Genomic DNA, 13884 nt, shown 5'->3' with positions numbered 1-13884 from the left:
TAAGAACATGGCTTGGACCCGCGAAGAGATGGCGGCGCGCGCCGCGAAGGAACTGCGCGACGGCTTCTACGTCAACTTAGGGATCGGCATCCCGACCCTGGTGGCGAACTATATCCCGGACGGGATCGAGGTGACGCTCCAGAGCGAGAACGGCATGCTGGGCATGGGCCCGTTCCCCTACGAGGGGGAGGAGGACCCCGACCTGATCAACGCCGGCAAGCAGACGATCACGGAGCTGTCGAAGACCAGCTACTTCAGCAGCGCGGACAGCTTCGGCATGATCCGCGGCGGCCATATCGACCTGTCGATCCTCGGCGCCATGCAGGTGGCGGCCAACGGCGACCTGGCGAACTGGATGATCCCGGGCAAGATGGTCAAGGGCATGGGCGGCGCCATGGACCTGGTCGCCGGGGTCAAGAAGGTGGTCGTGGTGATGGAGCACGCCTCCAAGGACGGCGAGCCGAAGATCCTGAAGCAGTGCACCCTGCCGCTGACCGGGGCCGCGGTGGTCGACATGATCATCACCGACATGGGAGTCTTCCAGATCGATGAGAACGGTGGCGGCCTGACCCTGATCGAGGTCGCTCCCGGCGTGACCGTGGACGACATCAAGTCCAAGACCGAGGCCGAGTTCAAGGTCGCGGTCTGACCGGAGGACCGTCGCGCGGCCGATTTGACGCAGCCGCGCGACGGACGCTTCGATAGGGAAACGCCGGTCGGGCATGCGAATACTCACGCATGTGTCTCCAACCGGATGTTCCCGTCGATGACCTCCCGCCTGATCCAGCGCCACGACCATTTCTTCAAGCGCCTGCTCGATCAGCCCGGCGCGGCAGGCGCCCTGATCCGCGAGCGCCTTCCGGAAGAAGTCGCTCGCCAGTTGTCCCCGGAGGATCCCGTGCTGGAGCACGGCTCCTTCGTCGATCGGGAACTTCAGGAATACCGCACCGATCGGCTTTACCGGACCCGCACCCTCACGGGCGGGGCCGCCTTCATCTATGCCCTGCTGGAGCACAAGGCCTGGCCGGAACCGCGAATCGGTCTTCAGCTGCTCGGCTACGAGGTCAAGATCTGGCAGTGGTGGGTCCAGCGGGAGGGCAGGGATGCCGACGGCAGGCTGAAGCCGCTGCCGCCCATCCTGCCGCTCGTGGTCTATCACGGCGAGGCGGAGTGGCGGATACCCCTCGATTTCGCCGCCGGGATGGAGCTGGGCGACGAGATGCTGCGGCCGTACCTCCTGGATTTCCGCTACTCGCTGGCCGATCTTGGCCGCATCGACGGCGCCAGCCTGTCGCGCGAAAAGGTGCTTCGGGTCGGCTTGCTGATCCTGAAGCATGGCAGCCGCCGCGGCGACCTTTACGAGCTGCTGGTGAAGCTCGGCCGGGCGGCGCTGGCCATCGGCTTTGATGACTTGGTTGCGCTGGTACGCTACCTTATCGCAGAGCCGAACGAGATCAACGCGGCGGTCCTTCGGGACGCGCTGACCGAGATCGTTCCAGGTCAGGAGGCCAGGATCATGTCGATCGCAGCGGAACAGTGGAAGGCGGAAGGCAAGGCAGAGGGCAAGGCCGACCTGTTGTTGCGCCAGCTTAGGCGGCGCTTCGGTGCCGTGCCCGAATCGACGCTGGAACGGGTGCTCGGCGCCCCTGACGGCGATCTGGACGAATGGGCCGAGAACATCCTCGACGCCCCCAGCCTGGACGCGGTGTTCACGGGGCGCAGGGCGAACTGATGCCGGTGGCCGCCGCGCTCAGTGCGCGTCGGCCCAGCTGTGTCCCGTACCGGCCTCGGCGACCAGCGGCACGCCCAGGCTCGCGGCACCTTCCATCACGCGGCGGACGGTATCGGAGGTCTCGGCCGCCTCGGCCTCCGGTACCTCGAACACCAGTTCGTCATGGACCTGGAGCAGCATGCGGCCCGTCAGGCCAGCCGCCTCCAGCGCCGGGGGGATGCGGACCATGGCGCGCTTGATGATGTCGGCCGCGGTCCCCTGGATCGGCGCGTTGATCGCCTGCCGCTCGGCGAACTGGCGGCGCGCCGGGTTCCGCTCGGTGATGCCCTGGATGTGGCAGCGGCGGCCGAACAGGGTCGTGACGTAGCCGTTCTTCCGGCAGAACTCCTTCGTCTGCTCCATGTAGGCGGCCAGTTCGGAGAAGCGCTCCAGGTATCTCTTGATGAAGGCGTTGGCCTCTCCCGCCGAGATGCCGAGCTGGCGGCCCAGGCCGAAGCCGCTGATGCCGTAGATGATGCCGAAATTGATCGCCTTGGCCTTGCGCCGGATCTCCCCGGTCATCTGGTCCAGCGGCACGCCGAACACCTGGGACGCGGTCATGGCGTGGATGTCGATGTTCTCGCGGAAGGCGTGCTTCAGCGCCTCGATCCCGGCCATCTCGGCGACCAGCCGCAACTCGATCTGGGAATAGTCGACCGACAGCAGCACATGGCCCGGCTTGGCGATGAAGGCACGGCGGATCTTGCGGCCTTCCTCGGTGCGGATCGGGATGTTCTGCAGGTTGGGATCGTTTGACGACAGCCGGCCGGTGTTGGTGATCGCCAGCGAGAACGAGGTGTGGACCCGGCCGGTCTTGGCGTCGATCTGCTGCTGCAGGCTGTCGGTGTAGGTGCTCTTCAGCTTGGAGAACTGGCGCCAGTCCAGCACCTTCTGCACGATGTCGTGGCCCTGCTCGGCCAGCGGCTCCAGCGTGGCGCTGTCGGTTGAATAGGCGCCGGTCTTGCCTTTCTTGCCGCCCTGGAGACCCATCTCGCCGAACAGCACGTCGCCCAGCTGCTTGGGCGAGCCGACGTTGAAGGGATGGCCGGCCAGCCGGTGGATCGCGGTCTCCAGCTCGGCCAGCCTGGACGCCAGGTCGCCCGACAGCTCCTTGAGCACGTCGCGGTCCACCAGGATGCCGCAGGCCTCCATGTCGGCGATGACGGGGACCAGCGGCCGCTCGATCGTCTCGTAGAGGGTGGTCAGCCGTTCCTGGACCAGCCGGGGTTTCAGCGCGTGATGCAGGCGGAGCGTCACGTCGGCGTCCTCCGCCGCGTACTCGGTCGCCTTGTCCAGCGGCACCCGGTCGAAGGTGACCCGCGACTTGCCGGTGCCGGTCACCTGGTCGTAGGTGATCGGCGCATAGTCGCAATGGAGCTTGGACAGCTCGTCCATGCCATGGCCGTGCAATCCCGTCTCCAGCACGTAGCTGATCAGCATGGTGTCGTCGATCGGGGAGAGCCGGATGCCGTGGCTGCCGAACACCTGGATATCGAACTTCAGGTTATGCCCGACCTTCAGCACGGTCGGGTCTTCCAGAAGCGGCTTCAGCTTCGCCACCACCTCGGCGATCGGTAATTGCGGCGGCGCGTCGGACGGGCTGAGGTCGAGCGATCCTTCCGCCGGAGCACCCCCCGGGCCGACATGGCCGACCGGGATATAGCAGGCCGCCCCCTGTTCCACCGCCATCGAGACGCCGACCAGCCGGGTGCTGCAGGCACTGAGCGAGTCGGTCTCGGTATCGACCGCAACCGTTCCCGCGGCATGGGCGGCGGCGATCCAGCGGTCCAGCGCCTCGGCGGTCTGGACCAGCTCGTAGGTGCCCTTGCCGCCGAACTGCGCCCGGGGCTTCGCCTCCGGCGCGGAGGCCGGAGCTGCCACGGTCCCCGCCGGGCCGGCCGGGGCGGAGGCGCCGTCCACCAACTTGCCGTCGGCGCGGATCTCGTTCTCGACCCGGGTGATGATCGACCGGAATCCCTGCTGCCGCAGGAAGCCCAGCAGCTTCTCGTGGTCAGGCTCGCGCACCTTCAGGTCGTCGAGCGGCACCGGCACCGGGGCTTGGTCGTCCAGCCGGACCAGCCGCTTGGAGATCCGCGCCAGCTCCGCATTATCGATCAGGGCTTGACGGCGCTTGGGCTGCTTGATCTCGCCGGCCCGCTCCAGAAGCTGTTCCAGGTCGCCGTACTCGCCGATCAGCTGGGCCGCGGTCTTGACGCCGATGCCGGGAACGCCCGGCACGTTGTCCACCGGGTCGCCGGCCAGCGCCTGCACGTCCACCACCTTGTCCGGCGTCACGCCGAACTTCTCGAAGACCTCTTCCGGCCCGATCGGCTTGTTCTTCATCGGGTCCAGCATGGCGACGCCGTCGCTGACCAGCTGCATCAGGTCCTTGTCGGAGGAGACGATCGTCACCTGCCGCCCCTGCTCGCGGGCGAGGCGCGCGTATGTCGCGATCAGGTCGTCGGCCTCGTACCCCTCCAGCTCGATCGACGGTACGCAGAAGGCCTCGACCGCTTCGCGGATGATGCCGAACTGGGGCTTCAGCTCCTCCGGCGGTTCGGGCCGGTGGGCCTTGTAATCGGCGTAGAACTCGTTCCGGAAGTTCAGCCGCTTGCTGTCGAAGACCACCGCCACCGCCTCGGCATGATGGTCCGCCAGCAGCTTCATCAGCATGTTGGTGAAGCCCATCACCGCGTTGACCGGGGTGCCGTCGGCGCGGGTCAGCGGCGGAATGGCGTGGTAGGCGCGGAAGATGAATCCGGAGCCATCCACCAGATAGAGGCCATCGGCGGGTTTGGCGGCGGTTTCCGTCTGGACGGAATCGGTCTGGGCGGTGTCGGTCATGTCCATGGAAATAGCATGGCCGGTGCCCCAGGTCGATACGGGCAGGTTGATCCGGGGCGGGCGATTTGCGGGTTGCCGCAGGGGGCGAAAACCGCTAGACATTCCACAGGAGATAATGTCCGCGTAGCTCAGCAGGATAGAGCACAGGATTCCTAGTTCAATTGGGCGTCGCGAGGGGAAACCGCGCGGCGGATCCGCTCAAAGTCGGGGAAAGCTCCGGTGCCGACGGCACCTTGCCGATCCCGAGCCAAGCCCCCTCCGAAAGGTCGGGGAAGGTGTAGAGACTGGACGGGCGGCACCTGTCGGCTTCGGCCCATGGTGAAGGGACAGTCCAGACCACGAACGCCGGGCAGATCGATAGCCCGGCGGCGGCGAAAGCCGAAGTGGGATGAATCCTGGGGCCGTGGGTTCGAATCCCGCCGCGGACACCATCTCCTCATTCTTTCCTAGCGCCGTACTCCCAGCCACCACGCCGCCAGCGCGGTGACCGCCGTGCCCAGGACGGCGCCGGCGACCACGTCGGAGGTCCAGTGCCGGTCGGCGTAGACCCGCCCGCCCGCCAGCACGCCGGCTACCGCGAAGACGCCCCCGCCGATGCGTCGGTCCCCGGCCGCGAGGGCCACCGCCGTGGCGGCCGCGAAAGCGCTTCCCGCATGGCCGGAGGGGAAGGAGCGGGCGCCCTCGGTGCCCCATTCGCCGGCATCGCCGCAGTCGCAGGGGCGGGAGCGGCACAGGTTGCGCTTGATCGCTTCGGATACCAGCGCCGTCGCCACCACGCCGGTCACGCCGATCCTGCCGGCCTGCTCCAGCGCCGGCAGGTCGCGATGACTGCCCGCCGCCCAGCACAGGGCGAAGGCGGGGATCAGGACGTGGCGTTTGATGCCGTATCGTCCCGCGATTTTGACCGCCTGGGCGACGGGTCCGGGGTCGTCGAGACAGAAGTTGCGGACGATCAGGTCAAGGCCCGCCACCCCGGTCGGTTCCGGGGAGCAGGCCTTGGCAACCAACGGCCGGCGGGCGATCATCGCCCGCGCCGTGCGCGGCAGCGGATAGGAATTTTCCATGCCGGACAGAACGCATGGTCGGCATCCCTTGTTCCTGGTCCGGCCCGCCACCGGTCAGCGCCGGCCGCCGACCTCGTCCAGGTGCTTCAGCAGGTCGGCCGGATCCTCGTAGACCCGGAAGGCTCCCGCCCGCTGGAGCTCGTCGGCGCCGTAGCCGCCGCACAGCAGGCCGACGCTCAGCGCGCGGGCGCGCTGGGCCGCCAGCGTGTCCCAGATGCTGTCGCCGACCACGATGGTGGACTGGATATCGACGCCCAGCCGTTCGACCGCGGTCAGGAACAGGTCGGGGTCCGGTTTGGCGTACTTGACCTGGTCGCGGGTCACGACCTTGATCTTCTCCAGGTCGATTCCCAGCACCTCAAGCGCGGGCGCCGCCGTCTCCATCCTGCCGCTGGTCGCGATCGTCCAGGGAATGCCGGAGTTCGTCAGGTGCGCCAGCAGTTCCCGCGATCCCGGCAGGGCCCGCAGCCGGCCGGACTGCCGCCGGTAGGCCTCGGCGTGGCGCGCCCGCAGCCGGTCCAGCAGGTCCTGCTCGATGTCGAGGCCTGTCTCCCGGACCAGCATGTTGGTGAACAGCCCGCCGCTCATGCCGATCTTGCGGTGGATGCGCCAGGCGGACAGATCGATCCCCTCGGCGTCCAGCGCTTCCTGCCATGCCAGCACGTGCTGGTAGACGCTGTCGATCAGCGTGCCGTCCAGGTCGAACACGAAGGCGGTATCCATGTGGGCCATAGGAGTCTCCTTGAATCGTCGGTGCCGGGGAAACACGTTTGTGGCCGGGCCGGTTGCTCTACCTTAGATATGTGGCGATAGGGGTACCAACCCTGCTCGATTGTCCGCGTCCGGGGCGAAACATAGGCTCGCGCTCGCCGTGCCCAGGGCCAGTGATCAGGGAATGATTGAGACATGATCTTAGAAGGCGCCGAGATACCTTCCGGCGAAGTCATCGAGACTGAAATCTGCATCATCGGTGCCGGTGCCGCCGGCATCACGATGGCGCTGGAACTGACCGGTGCGCCCTTCCGGGTATCCATCATCGAAGCGGGCGGCTTCGAGTATCCGGAGAACGGCCAACCCAATTACGAGGGCACCCAGACCGGTATCGAGTATGCCGATCTGGACGCCTGCCGCCTGCGCTATTTCGGGGGAACGACGAACCATTGGGGCGGCTATTGCCGCAGCCTGGACCCGATCGATTTCGAGAAGCGTGACTGGATCCCGCACAGCGGCTGGCCGATCACCCTGGACGACGTCAAGGCCCACTATCCGCGCGCGACCGAGATCATCGGCCTCAACCCCCATCTGTTCGACGGCGAGTACTGGTCCAAGGCGGCCGGCTTGCCGGTTCTGCCGTTCGACCCCAAGCGGTTCCACACCGGCGCCACCCAGATCCACGCGACCCGCTTCGGCGAGGTCCACCGGGATGCCGTGAAGGCGTCGCCCAACGTCACCTGCTACCTCAATTGCAGCGTCGTCGACCTGGTGATCGGCGAGACCGAGAACCTGATCCGGGAAGTGACCGTCGTGAACGCGGCGGGCAACCGCTCCACCTTCCGCGCCCGCCATTTCGTGCTGGCCTGCGGCGGGATGGAAAACCCGCGGATGCTGCTGAACGCCAACAAGGTGCGGCCCAACGGCATCGGAAACGACCATGACAATGTCGGCCGGTTCTTCATGGAGCACCGGGTCGCCAGCCCCGGCATGATCCTGCTGTCCGACGGTTCGACCGACCTCAGCTTCTACCGCCGGAACACGGTGCCGAGCGGCGAATACATCGAGGGTTCCCTGCACCTCAGCGAGGAGACGATCCGCGCCGAGCGGATGTGCAACGCGCAGTTCAGCCTGGAACTCTATGACGGCATCCGCACCCAGGGCGACCGGTCGCTGGCTGCGATCCGCGACGGGCTGAAGAAATTCGTCTCGGGCGGCGGCTGGGTTCGCGACTTCAACGTCCATGTCGGCAACATCATCTGCGACATCGACTATGTCGCCGGCAACCTCGCCCGCCGGATCACCGGCGACCCGGGCAACATGGCGGTCTGGCTGCTGAAGATGGAGGTCGAGCAGGTCCCCAACCCCGACAGCCGCATCACCCTGACCGATCAGGTCGACGATCTGGGCCTGCGCCGGATCAACCTGCACTGGGCGACGCAGGAGATCGAGAAGCACAGCGTGGTCCGCTCCATGGAACTGATGGGCGAGGAGCTGGGGCGTCTCGGCCTCGGCCGGATGCAGATCGCCATGGAGGACGATCCCAATGTCTGGTCGCGCTTCGACACCTGGGGCTTCCACCATGCCGGCACGACCCGGATGAGCGCCGATCCGCGCGACGGCGTCGTCGATGCCGATTGCAGGGTCCACGGCGTCGGCAATCTCTACGTCGTCGGCAATTCGGTCTTCACGACGGTCGGCACCTCCAACCCGACCTTCACCATCACCGCGCTTTCCGTCCGGCTGGCCGGACATCTGAAGGGGCTGTTGACAGCATGAGCACCCGCATGAAGCTTACCCGCCGCTCCGCCCTCGCCGGCTTCGCCGCCGTCACCGGGCTGGCCGCCGTGGCCCCGTCCCCGGCCGGCGCCTTCGCCCTGCCGGAAAGGGCGGGAGACCGCGATCTGGCCGACCGGGCGCTCCGGATGTTCTCCCGGCCGAACGACGCGCGCCGCGTCGGCTTCGCCTGCCAGGGCCACGCCGCCCTGTGCCAGCCGCGCGAAGTCCTGGTCGACACGATCTTCGGCGCCGAGCGCGGCCGCCTCGCCGGCTCTCCCGACGCCGAGATCCATGGCTGGCTGCGCGGCCGCATCCGGAAGGACTTCGCCGAGGGCAGGACGGTCAAGGTGGAAGGCTGGGTCCTGGCCGAGACCGAGGCCCGGCTCTACGCCCTCGCGGCCCAGGCCTGAACGATGGAGAGCCGGCGGTGATCAGTGCCATCTTCGCCCTGCTGTGCGGCGGGGCGGTCTTCGCATATCTTTACAGTGTCTGCGACTGCGGCTTCCAGCAGTCGCAGTGGATCTTCGTGATCGGCGCCAGCGTCGCCGTAGCCCTGGGAGTCTGGCTGCTGGGCCTGATCGCCGGCGCGATCGGCCGCCGCCTGACCGGGCGTCGCTCCGCCTGAAGACCGGGCCGGGGGGGCGGCCCTAACGTTCCGGCGCCGCGACGCCCATCAGGGGTGTCGCGGCCAGCGGGCATCCGAAGCCGCCGCCCTGTTCCAGCGCGGCGGCCACGTCCTCCACCCGCTCGCGCTCCACGCACCAGACGGCGCCTCCGAACCGGCGCCGCCAGACCGGGAAGCCGGGGCTCAGGACCCCGTCGCGCACCATCGCGGCGGTATCCGCCCCGAGAGCCTCGACGGAATGGCACGGGCAGGCCCCCGCCTTGACCAGGATCAGCCGCTCCGCGCGGATCTCCACCGCGAGCCACGCCGCGAGGCTGTCCGAGGCCGCGTCCCAATCCTCGATCAATTCCCGCCGCGTTTGCGCCAGGGAAGACGGCAGCCAGACGCTGGCTCGCCCGGTGGCGGCGTTGGCCTTCATCTCCGCCGGACCGGCCGCGATCCCGATCTCGGGGTGGATGCCATGCAGCAGCAGGGCGAAGCTGTCCATCGCCAGCAGCGTCATCCGTCGCACGACGGCGGGATGGAGTCGCCACATGTCCTCGGCTTCCCGAACCGTATCGACGAAGGGGCCGCCGGTCGGCACGATGATCGTCGGGCGTACGGCACCCAGCCGCGCCGCCAGCGCTATCCAGTCGGCCGTTCCCACCCAATCGGCGAGGGTGCCGCCGACCTGGATCACGCAGGCGTCCTCCAAGGTCGGCGGGGCTTCTTTCGTCGGGATCAACCGGGAGTCCATGGCATGGGGTCCGATGGGCAAAGGGACGGCAGGAGAAGTCGCAAGGTCCAGGCGACCATTATTTGGGCGTCTGCACAAGGCTTGCCTGCCTTTTTGCGACAAACTTCATCCACGGCCCGGTCCGCCGGCCGATTCCCCCGACCGGATAAGGCGTGCCGGATCAGGAGATGCCGAGATGCTTCCTGACCGCCGCCAGGCCGTCCTTGCCATCCACGGTGGTGACGCCCTTGAGCCATGTTTCCAGAACCGCGGGGTTGCTCTTCAGCCAAGCCGTCGCCGCAGCCTCCGGCGCCTGCTTTTCGTCGATGATCGACGTCATGATCTCGTTCTCCATGTTCAGGTCGAACACGAGATTCTCGAGGAACTTGCCGACGTTCGGGCAGGTCTGCCGATAACCCGCCGGCACGTTGGTGTAGACCGTCGCCCCGCCCAGGTTGGGCCCGAACCATTCGTCGCCGCCGGTCAGGTAGGTCATGTCGATCGACTTGTTCATCGGGTGGGGTTCCCAGCCCAGGAAGACCGCCCACTCCTTGGACCGCTGGGCCCGCTTGATCTGGCTCAACATGCCGGCTTCGCTGGACTCGACCAGCCGAAAGCCCTTCAGGCCGAAGGCATCGGCCTTGATCATGTTGTCGATGATCACGTTGCCGTCGTTGCCGGCCTCGATCCCGTAGATCCTGCCGTCGAGCTTGTCCTTGAACTTCGCGATGTCCGAGAAGTCGCGGAGGCCGCCCTCGGCGGCGTATGACGGGACCGCCAGGGTGTACTTGGCGCCCTCGAGGTTGGCGCGCACGACCTCGATCGACTTGTCCTCGATATAGGGCCGGATGAACGTTTCCATCGTCGGCATCCAGTTGCCCAGGAAGACGTCGATGTCCTTCTTCTTCAGCCCCAGGAACACCACCGGCACCGACGCGATCTGGGTCGTCGTCTTGTAGCCCAGCCCCTGGAGCACGACCGATGCCGTCCCCGTGGTCGCGGCGATGTCGCTCCAGCCGACGTCGCCGAAGCGTACCGCCCTGCACTGGTCGGGTTCCGCCGCGGCCGAGGGACCGGGGACGGCCGCCGTCAAGGCTACGGCCGATACCGTGAAGGCCAGCGCCAGGGTGCGTGCGAGGGCGCCAAATTTCGGCGTGCGCGTGTAGGTCTGCATCAGGTAACTCCCGCAGTTCATGCCCGTGATGCCGAACACAGATAGCTTATTTTGATTGATCGTCCAATAAAAAAAAGCTAAGTTCCCCTTCGGATAAAACCAGAAGGTGAGGATCAACTCATGCCGAAAGTCGGTATGGAGCCAATACGCCGACAGCAGCTTATCGAGGCGACGATCACGTCGATCAGCCGCTACGGTTTCGCTGATGCGACCATATCACGGATCAGCAAGGAAGCGGGCGTTTCCACCGGCATCATACATCATTATTTCGGCAGCAAGGACGACCTTCTTGAGGCGACGATGCGAAATCTTCTGCAGCAGCTGCGCCTGGACGTTGTCGGGCGGTTGGCGGCGGCCTCCTCGCCGGAACAGCGCCTGGCCGCCATCATCGACGGCAATTTCGCGGCCAACCAGTTCGACCGGCCGGTGATCGTCGCCTGGCTCGCCTTCTGGGCGCAGGTCCCGCACGTGCCCGAACTGGCCCGCCTGCAGCGCGTCAACGCCCGGCGCCTGCGCTCCAACCTGCTCTACGACCTGCGCCGCCTGCTGCCGTCCGATCGCGCCGAGGAGGCGGCGACCGGCCTTGCCGCCCTGATCGACGGGCTGTGGCTGCGCGCCTCCCTCGAAGGCGTCGAGAAGTCCGACACGGCGCGGGCGATCGTGCAGAGCTATCTCGCGTCGCAGCTCGGGCGCAGGATTGACGCGGCGGGATAGATGAGGCCGCTCAGGGTTGCGGCCCCTCATGCGGTTTATCCAGTGACCCCATGTCGGCTTTCCCGCTCCGCCCTCTGAGCACCTTCAAACCGTCGGGGTCGTGGTCGAGCAGGACAAGGGCGCTGCTGATGGCCCTGCTGGGCAGCAGATCGCCGTTTTCGTATTTCTGAAAAGCGCGCGGGCCGCCGCCGACGAGCTGCCCGGCCTGTTCCTGGGTGAGGCCGAGTTTCTTGCGGATGCGGCGGACCTCCTCCGGTTCGAGCAATCCTTCGGTCCGGGCCTTGAGCCGGTTCAGCATCCGGTCGGAAACCTTCATGTCGGCACCGGTATGGATGCTTTCGCCCGACATGTCGCAATACCATCCCGGCATGTCGAAGGTGATGCTTTCAGTCCGGTAAGACAGCGTCATAGGCCGCGTGTCGCGGTACATGGGCGCTCCTGTCTGGGGACAGACGGGATCACTCATCGTCTTTCTCCTTGAAGGACAGCAGCAGGAATTCGGTCACGGTATCGGCGGTAAACTTCACGTACAGCATCCCTGCTGACGATGGCACATGGTACACGTCCTGCCAGACCCGATGATCCGCATAGGCTGTCATGGACTTGTAGAAATGAGATCGCCGCATGGTCTGCAGTGTCGCCACGATCTCGGTGCGGCCGAATCCCAGTGCTGCCGCCCCCCCTTATCGCTGAGCCCGTCGCCCGGAGCTTTCCAGCACTGTCGAATGCAGCCTTGAAGGCATCCAGATCGTAGGTCGGCTTCCGTTTCTCCGTCATCGGGGCAAATTGCGCCTTCTGCCCTCAATGTCAAGATACACCTTAATGGTGTCATTCCATAAGACCTGAGCGGCTTCGAAGAAGATCGCCCGGAGTTCCCGATCCGTCGCCGAATCTTTTTTGGTTGAACGTTCAATATAAAACCATTACATCGAAACGGATCGGAACGGAACGATCGGTATATGCGGGACGGGGAGGGTGTGATGGCCAGGTTCGGGCAGCAGCAGCTTTACATTCATGGCAGCACTTCGGCGGCCGAGGGGGGCGCTGCCTTCACGACGGTCAACCCGGCGACCGGCGAGGTGCTGGCCGAAGTGAGCCAAGCCTCGGCCGCCGACATCGACCGTGCCGTCGCCAGCGCCCGGGAGGGGCAGCGTGCCTGGATGGACCTGTCCGCCATGCAGCGCTCGCGCATCCTGCGCCGCGCCGTCGAGATCCTGCGGGAGCGCAACGACGAACTGGCCGAACTGGAGACGCTGGACACCGGCAAGCCGCTGAGCGAGACGAGCGTCGTGGACATCGTGACCGGCGCCGACGTGCTGGAATACTATGCCGGGCTGGTTCCGGCGATCGAGGGGCAGCAGATCCCGCTGCGCGCCTCGTCCTTCGTCTATACCAGGCGGGAGCCGCTGGGCGTGGTCGCCGGCATCGGCGCCTGGAACTACCCGATCCAGATCGCCCTGTGGAAGTCCGCCCCGGCGCTGGCCGCCGGCAACGCGATGATCTTCAAGCCCAGCGAGGTCACCCCGCTGACCGCCCTCAAGCTGGCGGAGATCTACACGGAAGCGGGATTGCCCGACGGCGTGTTCAACGTCGTCCAGGGTGACGGCCGGGTCGGCGCGCTGCTGGCCGAGCATCCCGGCATCGAGAAGATCTCCTTCACCGGCGGCGTCGAGACCGGCCGCAAGGTGATGGCGGCGGCCGGCGGCTCCACGTTGAAGGAAGTGACGATGGAACTGGGCGGCAAGTCGCCGCTGATCGTCTTCCCCGACGCCGACCTGGACCGCGCCGCCGACATCGCGATGATGGCGAACTTCTACAGCTCCGGCCAGGTCTGCACCAACGGCACCCGGGTCTTCGTCCACCGCTCCGTCATGGAGGATTTCCAGTCGCGGCTTCTGGAGCGCGTCAAGCGCATCCGGCTGGGTGATCCGCTCGACCCGCGGACCAATTTCGGCCCGCTGTCCAGCTTCGGCCACCTGGAGAAGGTGCTCCGCTACATCGAGTTGGGCCGCAAGGAGGGTGCCAGGCTTCTTGCCGGCGGATCGCGCGTCACCCGGGCGCCGTTCGACAAGGGCGCCTTCGTCGAACCCACCATCTTCGCCGACTGCCGCGACGACATGGCGATCGTGCGGGAGGAGATCTTCGGCCCGGTTATGAGCCTGCTGGGCTTCGACGACGAGGACGAGGTGGTCCGCCGCGCCAACGCCACCTCCTACGGCCTCGCCGCCGGGCTGGTGACCGAGAGCCTGACCACCGCGCACCGCGTGATCCACAGGCTTGAGGCGGGCATCTGCTGGATCAACAGCTGGGGCGAATCGCCGCCCGAGATGCCGGTCGGCGGCTACAAGCAGTCGGGCATCGGCCGCGAGAACGGCCTCGGCACGCTCGAACACTATACCCGGATCAAGTCTGTCCAGGTCGAGCTGGGCGATTTCGCCTCGGTATTCTGATCTTCCGGGTTTTTGAAACGCTCCCGTCTTTCCAGGA

Annotated in this window: 14 protein-coding genes; 7 read left to right on the top strand and 7 right to left on the bottom strand. The window is 66.6% G+C overall.

The window, feature by feature from the left end; translation table 11 throughout:
* Window positions 1–7 precede the first annotated feature (7 nt).
* Both JL101_RS24865 and JL101_RS24860 read left to right on the top strand, forming a co-directional pair.
* On the top strand, window positions 8–649 hold the full coding sequence (locus JL101_RS24865; protein WP_203099693.1) for a CoA transferase subunit B: 642 nt from the start codon (window positions 8–10) through the stop codon (window positions 647–649).
* A 117-nt stretch (window positions 650–766) separates the two neighbouring features.
* On the top strand, window positions 767–1732 hold the full coding sequence (locus JL101_RS24860) for an Rpn family recombination-promoting nuclease/putative transposase (protein ID WP_203099692.1): 966 nt from the start codon (window positions 767–769) through the stop codon (window positions 1730–1732).
* 18 nt (window positions 1733–1750) lie between these two features.
* On the opposite strand, the gene polA is transcribed toward JL101_RS24860, so the two are convergent.
* From polA to JL101_RS24845, 3 genes are all read right to left on the bottom strand, one after another.
* The gene (gene polA / locus JL101_RS24855) at window positions 1751–4615 is read right to left on the bottom strand and encodes a DNA polymerase I (RefSeq protein ID WP_203099821.1); all 2865 of its coding nucleotides are present in this window, start codon (window positions 4613–4615) and stop codon (window positions 1751–1753) included.
* 446 nt (window positions 4616–5061) lie between these two features.
* On the bottom strand, window positions 5062–5679 hold the full coding sequence (locus JL101_RS24850) for a phosphatase PAP2 family protein (protein ID WP_203099691.1): 618 nt from the start codon (window positions 5677–5679) through the stop codon (window positions 5062–5064).
* 54 nt (window positions 5680–5733) lie between these two features.
* Window positions 5734–6411 carry an HAD family hydrolase gene (locus tag JL101_RS24845; protein WP_203099690.1) on the bottom strand — a complete coding sequence of 226 codons (678 nt, stop codon included), beginning with the start codon at window positions 6409–6411 and terminating at the stop codon, window positions 5734–5736.
* A gap of 174 nt (window positions 6412–6585) precedes the next feature.
* Here JL101_RS24845 and JL101_RS24840 point away from each other — a divergent pair, with 174 nt between their 5' ends.
* Genes JL101_RS24840 through JL101_RS24830 form a run of 3 tightly spaced genes read left to right on the top strand, consistent with a single transcriptional unit; the run spans window position 6586 to window position 8794 of the window.
* Entirely contained in the window at window positions 6586–8169 is a 1584-nt protein-coding gene (locus JL101_RS24840) for an FAD-dependent oxidoreductase (protein WP_203099689.1), read from the top strand.
* A gap of 8 nt (window positions 8170–8177) precedes the next feature.
* Entirely contained in the window at window positions 8178–8579 is a 402-nt protein-coding gene (locus JL101_RS24835; protein ID WP_203099688.1) for a hypothetical protein, read from the top strand.
* 17 nt (window positions 8580–8596) lie between these two features.
* The gene (locus JL101_RS24830; protein ID WP_203099687.1) at window positions 8597–8794 is read left to right on the top strand and encodes a hypothetical protein; all 198 of its coding nucleotides are present in this window, start codon (window positions 8597–8599) and stop codon (window positions 8792–8794) included.
* A gap of 22 nt (window positions 8795–8816) precedes the next feature.
* Here JL101_RS24830 and JL101_RS24825 read toward each other — a convergent pair whose 3' ends face one another.
* Together JL101_RS24825 and JL101_RS24820 are read right to left on the bottom strand one after the other, a co-directional pair.
* Complete coding sequence (locus tag JL101_RS24825; protein ID WP_203099686.1) at window positions 8817–9530, bottom strand: amino acid kinase family protein; 714 nt, start codon at window positions 9528–9530, stop codon at window positions 8817–8819.
* 160 nt (window positions 9531–9690) lie between these two features.
* Window positions 9691–10683, bottom strand: a complete 993-nt coding sequence (locus JL101_RS24820; RefSeq protein WP_203099685.1) for a choline ABC transporter substrate-binding protein — start codon at window positions 10681–10683, stop codon at window positions 9691–9693.
* Window positions 10684–10803: 120 nt separating this feature from the next.
* Between JL101_RS24820 and betI the strand changes: the two genes are divergently transcribed.
* On the top strand, window positions 10804–11397 hold the full coding sequence (gene betI, locus JL101_RS24815) for a transcriptional regulator BetI (RefSeq protein ID WP_203099684.1): 594 nt from the start codon (window positions 10804–10806) through the stop codon (window positions 11395–11397).
* A 10-nt stretch (window positions 11398–11407) separates the two neighbouring features.
* On the opposite strand, the gene JL101_RS24810 is transcribed toward betI, so the two are convergent.
* Together JL101_RS24810 and JL101_RS24805 are read right to left on the bottom strand one after the other, a co-directional pair.
* Window positions 11408–11827 (bottom strand): type II toxin-antitoxin system MqsA family antitoxin, encoded by a 420-nt coding sequence (locus JL101_RS24810; protein WP_203099683.1) that lies wholly within the window; start codon window positions 11825–11827, stop codon window positions 11408–11410.
* 28 nt (window positions 11828–11855) lie between these two features.
* A complete protein-coding gene (locus JL101_RS24805) occupies window positions 11856–12041 on the bottom strand; it encodes a type II toxin-antitoxin system MqsR family toxin (protein ID WP_203099682.1) in 186 nt (61 codons plus the stop codon).
* 336 nt (window positions 12042–12377) lie between these two features.
* Here JL101_RS24805 and betB point away from each other — a divergent pair, with 336 nt between their 5' ends.
* Window positions 12378–13847 carry a betaine-aldehyde dehydrogenase gene (gene betB, locus JL101_RS24800; RefSeq protein ID WP_203099681.1) on the top strand — a complete coding sequence of 490 codons (1470 nt, stop codon included), beginning with the start codon at window positions 12378–12380 and terminating at the stop codon, window positions 13845–13847.
* Window positions 13848–13884: the final 37 nt, after the last annotated feature.

It is taken from the genome of Skermanella rosea, from assembly GCF_016806835.2.
In the GTDB taxonomy this organism is placed as follows: Bacteria; Pseudomonadota; Alphaproteobacteria; order Azospirillales; family Azospirillaceae; genus Skermanella; species Skermanella rosea.
The sequence above is the reverse complement of the archived record's forward strand: the minus strand, read 5'-3'. Positions and strand labels throughout refer to the sequence as shown.